Source organism: Acidithiobacillus thiooxidans ATCC 19377 (genome assembly GCF_009662475.1).
Classification (GTDB): Bacteria; Pseudomonadota; Gammaproteobacteria; order Acidithiobacillales; family Acidithiobacillaceae; genus Acidithiobacillus; species Acidithiobacillus thiooxidans.
Genome location: NZ_CP045571.1, coordinates 324665 through 339751, shown reverse-complemented (window position 1 = coordinate 339751; position 15087 = coordinate 324665). Strand labels below are relative to the sequence as shown.

The window sequence follows — 15087 nt, the reverse complement described above, 5'->3', positions numbered from 1 at the left end:
CTCAATAACGGCGTTGACCCATGGCATGGGCCTGCACCCAGCGATCGAGCTGAGCCAGGCACCATTCCGGCAAACGTCGCCAGTAGGGGCGTTTACGCCAGGGTTCCAGATCGATTTTTCGGGATATGGCAAATTCACGCACAAATAATCCGTGCAACAGCAAGGATACCCGGGCCAAACGCAGTTCAAGATTGAGCTCGTGATTAAACCACAAACTCAGGAAATCAAAATTTGCCGAACCCAGTGTCGCCCAGGATCGGTCTACCAATACGTACTTGGCGTGGAGGAAAGCGCCCTGATATTCATATATATGCACACCTCTACGCATCAGTTTTTGATAATACGCCTGAATCCCGAATCGCAAAAGTGGATGATCAGTAATGCGTCCAGCCAGCAGCAGCCGCACATCCACCCCGCGCTGCACCGCCCGATAAATACTGCGCAATATCACCGGATCAGGATTGAAGTAGGGCGTCGCAATCCAGATGCTTTGGCGCGCCCCCCGAATGGCCGCCAACAAGCGTCGGCGCACCGCATAACTGGCAGGAGGAGTTCCTTCGAGAAATCGCCCTTCGCCCCAGGATTCTGGAGAGAACGCCATTTCTTCACTCACTCCGGCAGGCAGGGCTGGCAGATGTTCCGGCCGGTGCCGGAAAAATATTTCCCGACCACGATCCACCAGGGAACCACGACAGGCAAACAGCATGTCCCGGTAAGGCGGACTTCCTGGTTTGGCATCCAGCCACTCATCATCCAGGGCAAAGCCACCAACGGCCAGCCATTGGCCATCAATCGCGACAATACGACGGTGGGTACGCCGCAAGCGCTTTTCCAGCCCCTTCAGTTGCAAACGGTGATAAAAATGCAGGTGCGCTCCAGACTGGCGCAGCTCGCTAATCCAACTTTCGGGAAAGCTGCGACTACCCAGGGCATCGAGCGTAATGTATACCGCCACTCCGGTCAGGGCTTTGTCGCATAATATCCGCAAAATTTGCCGGGGCCAGAGGCCCGCCGCGAAAATATAGTTTTCCAGTAAAATTTCCCTGGACGCGGCGCTCAAGCGGGTTTCCAGCCATGCGGCAATGGACTGCATGTCATTCAGCAGCGCCCAGTCAGGAATAGCCTCCTGTTGCCGGGTACGACGTCGTAGCAAGTGCCCCGTCAACAATCTGGACTCCACCATGTTCCTCCCTTCGCACTGCGCAAAAATTCCACAGGAGGGCATGTAAAGTCAATGCCACTTTCTGCATACCCCTTTTTTCACGTACAATCATCGGCTGACTGGCACGGGAGTTGTGCAATGAGCAGCACCATCGCCCTGAATCGTGAGGCGAAACACGATTATTTCATAGAAGAACGTTTTGAGGCGGGAATCGTCCTGGAAGGCTGGGAAGTCAAATCCATGCGCGCCGGGCGCCTGAACCTCAAGGACAGTTATGTCATTGTCAAAGACGCTGAGCTCTGGCTGCTGGGTGCGCATATCAGCCCCCTGCTGACCGCCAGCACACACATTCACCCTGATCCTACCCGAACCCGCAAGCTGTTGATGCACCGCGAGCAAATCAACCGGATGATTGGCAGCGTGGAACGCAAGGGTTTTACCATCGTCCCTCTGGCCATGTACTGGAAGCAGGGCCGGGCCAAGGCAGAAATAGCGTTGGTCAAGGGCAAACAGGAACATGACAAGCGGGCAACGATCAAAGAGCGGGAATGGCAAAGGGACAAGGCCCGGATCATGAAAGGCGGGTCCAGGGATGTTTGATGGGCTGCACGCCCAAATGATATCCATTTTGCCTCACAACTGAAGCATACAAGGAATTATGCCCATGATTCATGCACTGAAAAATTTGCACCGGACTTGTCTGACGCTTTGCTTATTGCTGGGGGTTCTACTTGTTCAGAGCGCCTCGACCGTTGCCGTCGCTGGACCAGCAACAGGCAGTGACGGGGATCAGGATTATTGGCAGGCCCTGACCCACACCCATTACATTCAGGAAGGCAGCAAGGGACCGATTATTTATGATTTTTACGACCCCAATTGTCCTTATTGCCATGAAATCTATACCTGGCTGCAAAACCCAATCCATAACAAACAAATACAGGTCAGATTTATTACCGTAGGTTTTCTGACACCCAGTAGCGCCGGTAAAGCTGCTGCCATTCTCGCGGCCAAGGAACCGCTAGCCGCCCTGAAACTGAATGAAAATAAATTCAGTACCAAAGATGGTCCAGAAGGGGGCATAGATCCTGCGCCCATTGCCGTACAAAATAAAATGAGTGATGTACTGAATTTCAATGCTTCGCTTTTGGTCAACAAGGAAGCCGAAGTGCTCGGGATTCCCGGAGCCAGTGTGCCTTTTCTGGTCTATCGCCAGGATGGCAAAATTCGTTATGTCCCTGGTTTACCCAACAACAAACAATGGTCAGAAATTATTCACGCACAATGACTGCGTCCAGATACGCATCCTGGCTGGCGGCTCTGGTCATTCTGGCTGGCATCCTTGCCTTTTCGCTGGTGCTGTGGCTGCAGTTTGCGCAAGGTGAGCAACCTTGCAGCATTTGTGTTTACCAACGTCTGGCTGATCTGGCCGTCATCGTCATTGTTACCATGGGCTTTTTCTGGAAAGGCACGGTACGCCGGGGTTTATGGATATTGGCAGCGTTATATGCCCTGCTGGGCGCAGCCCTGGCAGGGTGGCAGTGGCACCTGACGCAGATGGCGGCAGATCAGATAGAAACCTGCTCTTCGGTCCAGGTTTTTCAGAGTAGTCCCGCCCTGGGCGGCTTGGGAAATGATTTAGCCTCGACCTTATCCGGCCATGGTTCCTGTGCGCTGGCTGGCAGCAAAAGCCTGGCAGGATGGCCCATCACCCACTGGAGTATGGCTTTTTTTGTGGGTTGCGCCGTCCTGCTCCTGATCGCCCAGTGGTTGAGCCGCCGCGTTCAGACTTAATCCTGAAAACGGCAGTTGCCGTTTTTTCAGCGGGCAGGCAGTTAACGCGGCCAGTTCCAGTCCTGGCGCAGCGTCTCCAACACCGCCAAAGCCCGCTCGGCATCAGAACTCAAGGCATTTACATGGCCCATTTTGCGACCGGGGCGGGCTTCCTTCTTGCCGTACAAATGAACCTTGATTTGCGGATGCTGGAATAGTTTCTGCCAATCCGGTCCGCCTTCTTCCCACAAATCACCCAGCAGATTCATCATGACTACGGGGCTGAGCAGACGGATATCTGCCAGGGATAACCCGCAAAGCGCACGTACCTGCTGATCAAACTGACTGCTGACACAGGCATCAATGGTATAATGACCACTATTGTGGGGGCGCGGGGCCATTTCATTGACCAACAGACGGCCCTCTTCCTCCACAAAAAATTCAACGGCAAGCACACCGACATAGTTCAGCGCCTCAGCAATGCACGCCGCGCTTTGTCGCGCCTGATTTTGTAGTGCCTCTGGAATTCGGGCGGGCACAATACTGAGATCAAGCACAGCATGGTGATGACGATTTTCTGCCAGGGGATAAAACACCATCATCCCCTCCACTGAACGCGCCAGCACTACGGAAAACTCCTGCACCAGTTTAATCCGTGACTCCAGAATGGCTTCCGGGGTATTCAGGCTGGCCCATGCGGCTGGAAGTTCGCTGGCCGTGGTCACATTCTGTTGCCCCTTGCCATCATACCCAAAGCGGGTAGTTTTCAGGATGGCAGGAAAACTCAGCTTTCGTGCCACAAGCTCCACATCATCCTCTTGCCTGAGCAGTGCAAAGGGTGCGACCTCCAGACCGAGGTCCTGAAAAAAGGTCTTTTCCCGGACCCGGTCCTGGGCAATAGCCAACGCCGTGGAGCCGGGGCGCACAGGTATTCGCGCTTCCAGATAAATCATGGCCGAGGCAGGGACATTTTCAAACTCGGCGGTCACCGCTGCACAGTGATCCGCCAAAAGCGCCAAGGCAGAAAAATCATCATAGGGCGCACAAAGATGACGGTCTGCCACGGCCGCCGCCGGACAATCCGGATCAGGATCGAGAACCCATACACCATAACCCATGCGCCGGGCCGCCAGCGTAAACATTTGACCCAACTGCCCACCTCCCAGAATTCCGAGGGTGGCACCGGGTAAAATCATGGCTCAGAATCCGGCAAAGTCATGGCTAATACGGCTGCTTCCTGTTGGTGACGAAAATCCTGCAGGCGCCGGGCAAGCATCGGATCACTTGCGGCCAACAAGGCTGCGGCGAAAAGACCGGCATTGGCGGCACCCGCAGTGCCGATGGCAAAAGTGGCTACCGGAATGCCCTTGGGCATCTGTACAATGGACAGGAGTGAATCCATGCCGTTCAGGTGTCGGGAAGGCACCGGCACTCCCAATACCGGCAAGAGGGTTTTGGCGGCGAGCATCCCCGGCAGGTGGGCAGCGCCGCCCGCTCCGGCAATAATGCAGCGCAGCCCCCGAGATGCGGCCGTCGCGGCATAATCAAAAAGCAGGTCCGGGGTTCGATGCGCCGAAACCACCCGCTTTTCATGGGGAATATTCAATGCCTGCAGTTGTTCTGTCGCAGCGACCATGACTTCCCAGTCACTGTTGCTGCCCATTACCACCCCGACCAGGGGATGTTCCATGCCTGCTCTCCTCTCTAGGCCTGCACATTAAACGGGTTATAATGCCTGTCATGGAAGAAGCGCTCAATACCGGGCAACGCCCGATTCGCAGTTTTGTATTACGCCAGGGACGTATTACCGCCGCACAACGTCGGGTGATTCAGGACGCCCTCCCCGCTCTGCAAATCCCAACCGGGGAACCCTGGCAGGATCCCTGGAATGGGCAACGGAACATCACCCTGGAAATCGGTTTTGGCAACGGCGAACATCTTGCCGCCCTTGCCGCCGCAAATCCCGATCAAAGTTTTATCGGTGCAGAAGTACACACTCCCGGAGTCGGCTCTCTCCTGTTGCAGATGGAAAAAGCGGGCATTGATAACATCCGTATTGTTCATGATGATGTCGCGGCCTGGATGAAAACCCTGCCAGATGCTTTATTTGCGCGCATCATCATTCAGTTTCCCGACCCCTGGCCAAAAACCCGGCAACAAAAACGTCGCCTGATTCAGACTGAGTTCGCAAACACCTTGCAGCGCCTGCTCAAAACGGGTGGAGAATTACAACTGGCAACGGACTGGGCTGATTACGCAGAACAAATGCTGACCGTCCTCAATCAGACCCAGGGCCTGATAAATACGGATTCTGGAAATAGCTTTTCGGAGCGACCCGCCAATCGTATTCCGACCCGTTTTGAACGTCGTGGCGAAAAACTCGGACACAGTGTTTATGATCTGGTGTATCGACGCACAAGTTGATCCATAAACGGCATCTGCCGTAGGTGCTTTTTGCTCCGTTGTTCCTCGCCTGTTGTTCTAGGGCTCATCCTGCTGTCAGGAGAGAACTCGCCCTGCGGGCTCAAACAGCTCTCCTGACGGGCGCAGGATTTCGCCAAGAACAACAACGGCTCAAAACAAAAGTCGCTGCAAAGCACCCACGGCAGATGCCGTTTTTAGGATAAAACTTTTCGGTATGCTGCCTTCCGTTATGGTGCAATATCCCGGAAAAGGTTTTGCGATATACTCATGAATCGAAATGGATGCTTTTATATGGAAACCCATGAACGAGGACCGATAACATGCACAAAGTCAGCATTATAGGAGCAGGGTTTGGGGGTTTGACCGCCGTGCGGCAAATCCGCCGGCAGTTACCCGATGCCGAAATCACCCTCATCGCCCCCAAGGCAGAGTTCATTTATTACCCCAGTTTGATCTGGATTCCCACCGGTCTCCGTCAGGGTGAGCAGCTCCGCATCCCCCTGGACCGGTTTTTTCAGCGCAAAAATGTGCATTTCCATGCCGGGCGGGTGACGGAATTGCGCGACGAAGGTCGGACGGCGGTTACTGATCAGGGTGAAATAATCAACGATATTTTGATTATTGCCAGCGGTGGCCGGGGTCTGCGCAAATTGCCGGGCATCGAGCATAGCCTGGCCATCTGTGACGGTATTGAGGCTGCCGAGCAAATTCGCGATCGCCTGGCGGCCCTGGACAAGGGCACTATCGCCTTTGGCTTTGCCGGTAATCCCCAGGAGCCCACCGCCGTGCGCGGCGGGCCTGTTTTTGAGCTGCTGTTTGGCATTGATAGCTATCTGCGCAAAATCGGCAGGCGTGAACAGATTGATCTGGTATTTTTTAATCCCATGACCGAACCCGGTAACCGCCTGGGTGCCAAAGCGGTTGCCGGATTACTTGCCGAAATGGAAAAACGCCAGATCAAGACGCATCTCGGTCATAAAATCACTGGATTTTCTGCAGATAAAGTCATGACGGAAGGTGGCGAAATCGCGGCGAATCTGATTCTCTTCATGCCCGGCATGACGGGGCCAGATTGGGCGCAACAATCCGGTTTACCGCTTTCGCCCGGTGGCTTTATCCAGGCGGATGAATACTGTCAGGTTCCCGGACATCCAGGGGTTTTTGTGGTGGGCGATGCGGGATCCTACGCCAACAGTCCGGACTGGCTGCCCAAGCAGGGCCATACCGCCGACCTGCAGGCCGAAGCCGCCGTGCACAATGCGGTTTTAAGTCTCCAGAACAAGGCTTCTGACAAGCCTTTCCGGGCTGAGCTGGTGTGCATTGTGGATGCGCTGGACAGCGGCATCATGGTGTTTCGCAATAAGGACCACGCCAGCGTTCTCCCCAATCCCCTCTGGCATGCCGCCAAAATGGCTTTTGAATGGCGGTATCTACTGCATTATCGATAAGAACGCATCCATTCTGCGCCATTTATCAGTGTTTTTCTCCAGACTGGTCATAGTGGCGCCCTTTCCAGGCGCCCCCTTTGCCCAGATAGTGACGGCGTGCAGAATCCAGCGTCATGAGCATGTAAAGCATGGCTGCAAGGGGCAAGGTCAAAACCCAGAGGCTGTTCTGTGCATAGAGGCGGACGCTGGGTAAATAAGCCCTGAACATCAGGGCCAGGGTCAATGCCAACAGGATCAGCCCTAGCCATTGCTGCTCCCAGCATCCGGCAATCAACAAAATCAGTGGTACGGCGTAAAGAAAAAGCATGGCCACTGTCGCCGTCAACAGCCGCCATGGACTGAACTCCAGCTGCACGTAGGCCGAACGTGTCACCATCCGCCATATTTCGCCGAGAAAACGATAGTCACGCAGGCTGTAACTTTCGGTACCCAACCCTAACCAAATCGGGCCCTGAATTTTCAACAAGGCAGCCAGCGTACAGTCATCAATCAAGGCCCCGCGCATGGCAGCAAAGCCCCCTGCCTGCATCAGCAAATCCCGCCGCAACAACATGCACCCGCCTGCGGCTCCAGCCAGCTTGCGGCGCGGATCATTCACCCAGGGAAAAGGATAAAGCATCTGAAAAAAGAAAATGAAGGGCGGGATCAGCAGGCGCTCCCAGAAACTGTGACAGGACAACATCACCATCAGCGACACCAATGCGCGGTTTCCACGCTGCTGCAGGGCCACCAAGCGGGTGAGCACATCAGGACCATGGACAATGTCCGCATCGGTAAACCACAGCAGTGACACATCCTCAGCAGCCAGCGCACCCTGGTGCATGGCCCAGACTTTGCCCGCCCACGCTTCGGGTAGCGTTGTTCCACTGAGAACCTGCAGACGATCTGAAGCCCCTGCCTTTTCAGCGGCTATTTTCGCACGCTGTGCAGTTCCGTCCTCACTTTGATCATCCACTACGATGACCCGCAGCTCTCCCGGATAATTCTGGCGCAGCAAAGCCGTTACACAGGGTCCGATGCCTTCGGCCTCGTTACGTGCCGGGACAATGGCCGTCACCGCCGGAAGACCGGCGGTAGTGGTTTCAGCGGCTTTCAGGAATTCTGCGGAGAGCGCCGGCAAGCGCTGATCAGCGCGCCAGAAAAATCCCCGGGCAAAAAACAGCACCAGCCAGGCCAGGAGAACCAAGGCTGCTAGTGCATCCAGAAACCAAAACACAGGGCTTCCCGCTATATTTGCCACTTATCCTCGGAAGAATGCTTAACCCCTGGGTCATCCAAACCGCGACGCAAGCAATCCTGCTTGATAGCCAAACGTAAATCATTTTGAGAATCGGCGGCACGGAGCGCATCTTCATATTCCACCAAACCCTGAGCGTATAAATTCAGCAGACTCCGATCAAAGGTTTGCATGCCCACATCATTGGTGCGACCCATGGCTTCCTTGAGCATTCCGACTTCGCCTTTGTAGATAAGATCAGCAATCGCCGGCGTATTAATCAACACCTCAATGGCGGCAATACGTCCCGCCTGCCCCTTGATGGGCAGAAGTCGCTGGGAAACAACGGCTTTCAGATTCAGGGATAAATCCATCAGCAACTGCTTTTTCCGATCTTCGGGGAAAAAGTTGATGATGCGTTCAATGGCCTGGTTGGCATTATTGGCATGCAGGGTAGACATGCATAAGTGCCCGGTTTCTGCGTAGGCCATGGCGTGATCCATTGTATCCCTATTACGCACCTCACCAATCAAAATCACATCAGGCGCCTCACGCAGGGCATTTTCCAGTGCTCTTTCATAACTAAGCGTATCTATGCCGACTTCCCGCTGATTGACAATCGATTTCTGATTCTTATGAATAAATTCAATAGGATCTTCGATGGTCAGGATATGACCGGCAGCATTCTGATTACGATACTGAATCATGGAAGCCAATGAGGTACTTTTACCCGAACCGGTCGCGCCCACAAACAGCACCAGACCTCGCGAAGTCATGGCGAGATCCTTCAGAATGGGTGGCAATTTGAGCTGCTCCAGGGTCGGGATTTGGGTTTTAATGGCACGCAACACAAAACTCAGTTCACCACGCTGATAAAATCCATTGACCCGAAAACGCCCGATGCCTGTAGCTGAAATAGCCATGTTGATTTCTTTTTCGTGCTGAAATTCCTGCAGACGCTCCATCCCCAGAATTTCCTTGGCGAGACTGAGCACTTGCCCGGGTTTCAACATATCTGTACCCAGATTTACGGCGCGTCCATCAATTTTCATGACCGGCGGAGAACCCACAGTCAGATACAAATCAGAACCGTTTTTTTCGACCATCAATGCCAGCAGATCATCCAGTACAGACATTCAATATTCCTCAGGCCACATTCATAAAACTGTCTTTGTTCTGCACCCGGCGCATTGCCTCTTCGCGAGTAATTTTATGGGCACGCACCAAATCTGCCAGGCATTGATCCAGCGTTTGCATGCCCTGGTTTTGTCCGGTCTGAATGACTGAGTACATTTGTGCCACTTTATTTTCGCGAATGAGATTACGAATAGCCGGCGTGGCAATCATGATTTCATGAGCTGGAACCCGCCCTTTTCCATCGGCAGTTTTCAGCAGGGTTTGCGAAATGACCGCCCGTAAGGATTCAGACAACATGGAGCGGACCATGTCCTTTTCCCCGCCCGGGAAAGAATCGACAATACGATCAATGGTTTTAGGTGCTGAACTGGTATGTAGCGTCGCAAAAACAATGTGTCCGGTTTCTGCTGCCGTCAAGGCAAGCCGCATGGTTTCCAGATCACGCAACTCACCGACCAGAATAATATCCGGATCTTCACGCAGCGCCGAACGCAGGGCGTTTTCGAAGGAATGGGTATTCGGCCCCACTTCACGCTGATTAATCAGGCACTTTTTAGCCGTATGGATGAACTCTATAGGATCTTCGATGGTAATAATATGATCTGGCCGATTAGCGTTGATATGATCCACCATAGCCGCCAGGGTCGTGGACTTACCAGACCCGGTTGGTCCGGTAACCAGTATCAGTCCACGCGGGATATTAATAATTTCCGTAAAAGATTTTGGCGCATTGAGATCTTCCAGACTCAACACCTTGGCCGGAATGGTATGAAATGCCGCAGCGGGACCCCGATCCTGATTAAAAGCATTCACCCGAAAACGCGCAATACCGGGCAGTTCATAGGCAAAATCGATTTCCAGATTTTCTTCATACCATTTTCGCTGGGAATCCGACATGATGTCGTAAATCATTGCGTGGACGGCCTTTCCGTCCAGTGCTTCAACGTTGATGGGACGTATATCGCCGTTAATGCGCAACATGGGTGCGAGGCCCGCAGATATGTGCGTATCTGATGCGTTATTTTTCACCGCGAAGCTGAGTAGTTCAGCAATATCCATCTATAAATCTCCACATGGCATGGTAATACCCGGCATTTGGGCATTGGGACTCATGCGCGTTACTATAGTCGACCTTGGCCATTTCGCCCACGTTTCATGGAGCAGCATGTCCCTCGCTGAAAATCTGGCAAATATAAGGCGCACGCTACAGCAGCCCGACCGCCCCATGTTACTGGCGGTGAGCAAAAGGGTTCCGGCGTCGGTCATCCGCGAAGCCCATGCCTTGGGATTGCGTCATTTCGGTGAAAACTACCTTCAGGAAGCGCTGGACAAACAGGATGAACTACGCGATCTAAAGAATATTTGCTGGCATTTTATCGGCCGGATTCAGCGTAACAAAACCCAAGAAATTGCCCGGCACTTTGCCTGGGTCGAAAGCGTTGACCGTCTGCTGATTGCCCAACGGCTGGACAGTGCCAGACAGGAGGTTTCGACGCCCCTGAATGTGCTGATTGAAGTGGCCGTCAGCTCGGAAGACAGCAAGGGAGGATGCCCACCTGCTCAGCTTGCGAGACTTGCAGAAGGCATCCAGCAACTCCCCTTTCTCCGTTTGCGTGGCCTGATGGCATTGGTCCATCCCGACCCTGACCAGGCAAACGTCAATTTTCAGCAAATGCACAGCTTATTCAACACGCTGCTACAAAGCGGGAATTACCCTGACCTGGATACTTTGTCCATGGGAACTTCGTCTGATTTTGTGCAGGCGCTGGAGCATGGAGCCACAGAAATCCGCTTGGGTACGCGCTTGTTTGGCAGCCGTCACCAGGAGGCAACATGATTGAACAAAATATCGTATTTATTGGCGCAGGCAATATGGCTCGTGCCCTTATTTCCGGAATGCGCCAGCTTGGCGTACCAGGTAGCCAGATTCAGGTACATGCCCCCAGTACCCAGCGTCGTGAGGCCCTTGCCGAAGAATTCGGCCTGCGTAGCCGTCCTGCCAAGGCCGAAAAGCTGCCGCAGAACAGTCTGGTGATTTATGCCGCCAAACCCAAACAGGTAGATGGGATTCTCAGCGAATGGCGGGAATCATTCGCGGATGCCCAAGTCCTTTTTGTATCCGTTGCAGCGGGCATTTCCAGCCAGCAAATGCGCAGCATCCTGGGAGAGAATGTGGCCGTATTCCGCGCCATGCCCAATACGCCTGCGCAGGTGGGAGCGGGAGCGACGACCCTCTTCGCCCAGGCAACGGTCAAGGCAGCGCAGTGCGACATCGTGCAGCAAATTTTCTCCGGGGTGGGCAAGGTGTTCTGGCTGCATGACGAATCCCTGATGGACGCAGCTACCGCCCTGGCTGGCAGCGGTCCTGCGTATGTGTTGTTATTTCTGGAGGCGTTGGAAGACGCCGCCGTACTTGAAGGACTGGATCGGGTCACCGCCCGGGCCCTGGCTTTACAGACGGTGTGGGGTACCGCCCAGATGGCTGCAGCAAGTCCTGCGAGCCCCAGTGAACTGCGTCACCAGGTCACCAGTCCCGGTGGTACGACCGCTGCCGGTCTAGCGGTCTGGGAAGAGCAGTTGCGGCCTCTGGCCCAGCGTGCCCTGGCTGCCGCCGCCGCGCGCAGTCGTGCTCTGGGTCAGTCACTGAAGACCAAAGCATGAATGCAATCAGCATTGAAGCCGCTCGTCTGACGGATCTGGTACTTACCCTGCTGTTCTGGGCCATCCTGATTCGCGCCATTTTATCCTGGGTCCAGCCGGATCCCCGTAACCCCATTGTCCATTTTCTGGACCGGGTTACCGGACCCATTCTTTATCCCCTGCAGCGGATTATTCCGCCCATTGGCGGAATGGATCTCAGCCCTCTGGTGGCCCTTTTACTCATTGAGTTATTGAAAGGTCTGCTGGTCAATGCCATTCTGAACCTCGGCGGCGTTTAATACGCCAGGCACTTCTCGACGCGAACCGGAAACTCACATGACACCTTCTAAGCACGCTTACAGCCTGGACAACATCCTGGAAATCTATGCACGTCCTTTCAACGATCTGATTTTTGAGGCGCAGCAAATTCATCGTCAGCATTTTGATGCCAATACCATCCAGTGTTCCACCTTACTGTCCATCAAAACCGGTGGTTGCCCGGAAGACTGTGGTTATTGCTCGCAAAGCGTCCATCATGAAAACAGTCTGAAACCGGAAGCTCTCATGGATATTGAAGCCGTGCGCAGTGCCGCCGCCGCCGCCAAAGCCAACGGTGCGCAACGCCTGTGCATGGGGGCAGCCTGGCGGTCTCCACATGACAAGGATATTGAAAAAGTCGCCGCCATGATTCAGGTGGTCAAAGAGCATGGGCTGGAAAGCTGCGTCACCCTGGGCATGCTGAAAAGCGGGCAGGCAGAACGTTTGCAGTCTGCCGGACTTGATTACTACAATCACAATCTGGATACCTCCCCGGAATTTTACGGTGAGGTCATTCATACCCGCAGCTTTCAGGATCGTCTGGATACCCTGGAAGCCGTCCGCGATGCGGGCATCAAAATCTGTAGTGGCGGTATTCTGGGCATGGGTGAATCGCGCCGGGATCGGGCCCGGATGCTGCAGGTGCTGTCGCAGCTGCCGCAGCCACCGGAAAGCATTCCCATCAATGCCCTGGTTCCCATTCCCGGCACGCCTCTGGAAGCGGCCACGCCCATTGACGGCCTGGAGTTTGTCCGCACCATAGCCGCTGCCCGGATCATCTTTCCGCAAGCCTATGTCCGCCTTTCTGCAGGACGGGAAACCATGAGCGACGAATTGCAGGCTCTGGCTTTTCTGGCTGGTGCCAACAGTATTTTTCTGGGGGATCGATTACTGACCACCAGCAATGCCAGCAGCGGACATGACCAGATTTTATTTGAAAAGCTGGGGCTTCACGCCGGATAAGCTGAAAGCCCTCTGACCCATAAGGAATCAGAGGGCGTAGCCAGCTCTAAAAACTCAAATCAGGAATGCTCCCCGAAGGACAAGGGCATGGAATAATTGAGCATGATTTCATCTTCGCCCGGATCGCTATCCTTGATATAAGCATTCGAAATATGAGCGATTTTCAGGCCGAAACGGGACTGATTGGCAAACTGGTAATCGAGACTGAGCTCCAGACGAAACTGAAAAGTGCCATCCAGATATTTGCCCCGCCCTTGATGATAACCACCCATGGCCAAAACGGGGGTCAGCACCCAGTGATCCCAGGCAACATCCGTATAAAAGCCCGTATACCCCATAAAGCCGCCATTGGTATTGGCCATCAGACCATAGACAGCACCAACCCCGAATAACTTGGCACCCGTTTGATATTCGAGGTTAATCTCTGGAAGTGTGGCATTAGTATAGCCTGGACCAGGAGTCACACCTGCCGCATTAAATGCGCCAAGACCAATATTAAAATACGAAGGTCCGCCCTGAATCACGTGCAAACCTTCGCTATCCGCCAGTGCTGGAGTTGCCGCCAATAATCCGAGAACGGCACTGCCTAAAATACCCGTCCAGGCCCACTGTTTGTTTTTCATGATTACTCCTTGTATCCAGTTCATTCATGCATCATCTTGCCGACTTGAAGTGTTTAGGTTAAGGTATCAACCGAACGGTCAGTATGCGATTTACTTCCGAGCCTGTCAAAATTTAACAACAGGACTGAACTTACGCTACTGACTCACCGGAGTACCCTGGAGCCTAGTATATATGGAATATTATGCTTCGTTGATGGGGTGCTTCTGGAATTGGCTGCTGTAATTGCAACACAAGGAAAGCTATGCGCTGGCTCAAACGCTTTTTGGTCCTGATCATTCTCATTATTGTCGCTTTCGGTGCCTATGCCTATTTTCAGATTGCCAATTATTACCCCAACACCGATGACGCTTACATCCATGCCCACGTGGTCAACATTTCGCCACGCGTGACTGGACATATTGTTCATATTTATGTGCGCGACAATCAGGTGGTACACGCCGGGCAGCCTCTGGTCAAAATAGACCCCGAGGCCTACCAGTACGATGTAGAGAAAGCCGAGGCAGAACTCGCTCAGGCAGAACGCCAGACGGATGCTATTCAGGCCAACATTGCGGCAGCCGAGGCGCGAGTCAGTGCCGACCAGATCACTTACCAGAACGCCCAACGCAATGCCCAACGCGCTGCGGCACTGGCAGCTCAAAAATATCTGTCTGCGCAGGAAGCAGATAACCGGATGACGGCTGCAAAAGGCGCCATGGCACAATGGCAAGCCGAAAAGGCCAATTTGTCTGCTACCCGCGCCCAGCAGAGCCTGAATGCAGCTCGAATCGCCGCAGCCAAGGCCGCACTGGGGACCGCCAAAATGTATCTTGCGGAAACCACTTTGTATGCGCCAATCACCGGGGTGGTTAGCAAAGTCGACAAAATTCATGTGGGCGATGTCGTCAGCATCAACCAGGATCTTTTCCCGTTGATCGGAAACGCTCAATATTGGGTGGAGGCCAATTACAAGGAAACCGATCTAAATCGGGTTCACCCCGGTCAAGCTGCCAGTATCCACGTAGACATGTACCCCAATCACCAATTCAAGGGGACGGTGGTCAGCCTAAGCGGCGGTGCCGGCAATGCTTTTTCCTTGTTACCACCGGAGAATGCGACAGGTAACTGGGTAAAGGTCACGCAACGGGTACCCGTACGGGTGATGATTACCAACCCTGATCCAAAGCTGCCCTTACGTATTGGTACCAGCGCTTCGGTCACCATCAATACCGGCGGTGCACCGGGTTGGGTCAAGTTTCTGAAACCACTTCTGTAGTCTCCTGAAACGGCAGTGGGGCTTGTAAGCTTTGCAGCGACTTTGGCCCGCGCCGTTGTTGTTCTTGGTTAAATCCTGCGCCCGTCAGGAGAGCTGTTTGAGCCCGCAGGGCGAGTTCTCTGCTGACAGC

At 53.9% G+C, this 15087-nt stretch carries 17 protein-coding genes; 10 read left to right on the top strand and 7 right to left on the bottom strand.

Features of this window, described 5'->3' with window-relative positions:
* Position 1: 1 nt before the first annotated feature.
* The gene (locus GCD22_RS01775) at positions 2 to 1183 is read right to left on the bottom strand and encodes a phospholipase D-like domain-containing protein (RefSeq protein ID WP_031569979.1); all 1182 of its coding nucleotides are present in this window, start codon (positions 1181 to 1183) and stop codon (positions 2 to 4) included.
* A 117-nt stretch (positions 1184 to 1300) separates the two neighbouring features.
* Here GCD22_RS01775 and smpB point away from each other — a divergent pair, with 117 nt between their 5' ends.
* From smpB to GCD22_RS01760, 3 genes are all read left to right on the top strand, one after another.
* Positions 1301 to 1762: an SsrA-binding protein SmpB gene (gene smpB, locus GCD22_RS01770; RefSeq protein ID WP_031569980.1), complete on the top strand. Its 462-nt coding sequence runs from the start codon at positions 1301 to 1303 to the stop codon at positions 1760 to 1762.
* Positions 1763 to 1826: 64 nt separating this feature from the next.
* Positions 1827 to 2447, top strand: a complete 621-nt coding sequence (locus GCD22_RS01765) for a thioredoxin fold domain-containing protein (RefSeq protein ID WP_176212019.1) — start codon at positions 1827 to 1829, stop codon at positions 2445 to 2447.
* Positions 2444 to 2953 (top strand): disulfide bond formation protein B, encoded by a 510-nt coding sequence (locus GCD22_RS01760; protein WP_153940362.1) that lies wholly within the window; start codon positions 2444 to 2446, stop codon positions 2951 to 2953. The genes GCD22_RS01765 and GCD22_RS01760 overlap by 4 nt, the downstream gene beginning before the upstream one ends.
* A 41-nt stretch (positions 2954 to 2994) precedes the next feature.
* Here GCD22_RS01760 and GCD22_RS01755 read toward each other — a convergent pair whose 3' ends face one another.
* Both GCD22_RS01755 and purE read right to left on the bottom strand, forming a co-directional pair.
* Positions 2995 to 4128, bottom strand: coding sequence for a 5-(carboxyamino)imidazole ribonucleotide synthase (locus GCD22_RS01755; protein WP_081577442.1), 1134 nt, complete (start codon positions 4126 to 4128; stop codon positions 2995 to 2997).
* Positions 4125 to 4622 (bottom strand): 5-(carboxyamino)imidazole ribonucleotide mutase, encoded by a 498-nt coding sequence (gene purE / locus GCD22_RS01750; RefSeq protein WP_031569989.1) that lies wholly within the window; start codon positions 4620 to 4622, stop codon positions 4125 to 4127. Before purE ends, GCD22_RS01755 begins: the two co-directional genes overlap by 4 nt.
* Before the next feature lie 41 nt (positions 4623 to 4663).
* Here purE and trmB point away from each other — a divergent pair, with 41 nt between their 5' ends.
* Positions 4664 to 5356, top strand: coding sequence for a tRNA (guanosine(46)-N7)-methyltransferase TrmB (gene trmB, locus GCD22_RS01745; protein WP_080707745.1), 693 nt, complete (start codon positions 4664 to 4666; stop codon positions 5354 to 5356).
* Between the two features lie 320 nt (positions 5357 to 5676).
* On the top strand, positions 5677 to 6804 hold the full coding sequence (locus tag GCD22_RS01740; RefSeq protein ID WP_031569507.1) for an NAD(P)/FAD-dependent oxidoreductase: 1128 nt from the start codon (positions 5677 to 5679) through the stop codon (positions 6802 to 6804).
* Positions 6805 to 6829: 25 nt separating this feature from the next.
* On the opposite strand, the gene GCD22_RS01735 is transcribed toward GCD22_RS01740, so the two are convergent.
* The 3 genes from GCD22_RS01735 to GCD22_RS01725 are packed head-to-tail and all read right to left on the bottom strand — an operon-like array spanning position 6830 to position 10216.
* Positions 6830 to 8020: a glycosyltransferase gene (locus GCD22_RS01735; RefSeq protein WP_031569509.1), complete on the bottom strand. Its 1191-nt coding sequence runs from the start codon at positions 8018 to 8020 to the stop codon at positions 6830 to 6832.
* 11 nt (positions 8021 to 8031) lie between these two features.
* Entirely contained in the window at positions 8032 to 9156 is a 1125-nt protein-coding gene (locus tag GCD22_RS01730) for a PilT/PilU family type 4a pilus ATPase (RefSeq protein ID WP_024893379.1), read from the bottom strand.
* Positions 9157 to 9166: 10 nt separating this feature from the next.
* Positions 9167 to 10216: a type IV pilus twitching motility protein PilT gene (locus tag GCD22_RS01725; protein ID WP_153940361.1), complete on the bottom strand. Its 1050-nt coding sequence runs from the start codon at positions 10214 to 10216 to the stop codon at positions 9167 to 9169.
* 106 nt (positions 10217 to 10322) lie between these two features.
* Between GCD22_RS01725 and GCD22_RS01720 the strand changes: the two genes are divergently transcribed.
* From GCD22_RS01720 to bioB, 4 genes are read left to right on the top strand one after another with little or no spacing between them, the layout of a single operon-like run.
* On the top strand, positions 10323 to 10994 hold the full coding sequence (locus tag GCD22_RS01720) for a YggS family pyridoxal phosphate-dependent enzyme (protein ID WP_031569511.1): 672 nt from the start codon (positions 10323 to 10325) through the stop codon (positions 10992 to 10994).
* Positions 10991 to 11818 carry a pyrroline-5-carboxylate reductase gene (proC, locus tag GCD22_RS01715; protein WP_031569512.1) on the top strand — a complete coding sequence of 276 codons (828 nt, stop codon included), beginning with the start codon at positions 10991 to 10993 and terminating at the stop codon, positions 11816 to 11818. The genes GCD22_RS01720 and proC overlap by 4 nt, the downstream gene beginning before the upstream one ends.
* A complete protein-coding gene (locus tag GCD22_RS01710; RefSeq protein WP_031569513.1) occupies positions 11815 to 12096 on the top strand; it encodes a YggT family protein in 282 nt (93 codons plus the stop codon). The genes proC and GCD22_RS01710 overlap by 4 nt, the downstream gene beginning before the upstream one ends.
* Before the next feature lie 37 nt (positions 12097 to 12133).
* A complete protein-coding gene (bioB, locus tag GCD22_RS01705; protein WP_031569515.1) occupies positions 12134 to 13078 on the top strand; it encodes a biotin synthase BioB in 945 nt (314 codons plus the stop codon).
* 59 nt (positions 13079 to 13137) lie between these two features.
* Here bioB and GCD22_RS01700 read toward each other — a convergent pair whose 3' ends face one another.
* Positions 13138 to 13701 (bottom strand): acyloxyacyl hydrolase, encoded by a 564-nt coding sequence (locus GCD22_RS01700; protein WP_024893374.1) that lies wholly within the window; start codon positions 13699 to 13701, stop codon positions 13138 to 13140.
* Between the two features lie 242 nt (positions 13702 to 13943).
* Here GCD22_RS01700 and GCD22_RS01695 point away from each other — a divergent pair, with 242 nt between their 5' ends.
* Positions 13944 to 14957, top strand: coding sequence for an HlyD family secretion protein (locus GCD22_RS01695; RefSeq protein WP_010641319.1), 1014 nt, complete (start codon positions 13944 to 13946; stop codon positions 14955 to 14957).
* Positions 14958 to 15087 lie beyond the last annotated feature (130 nt).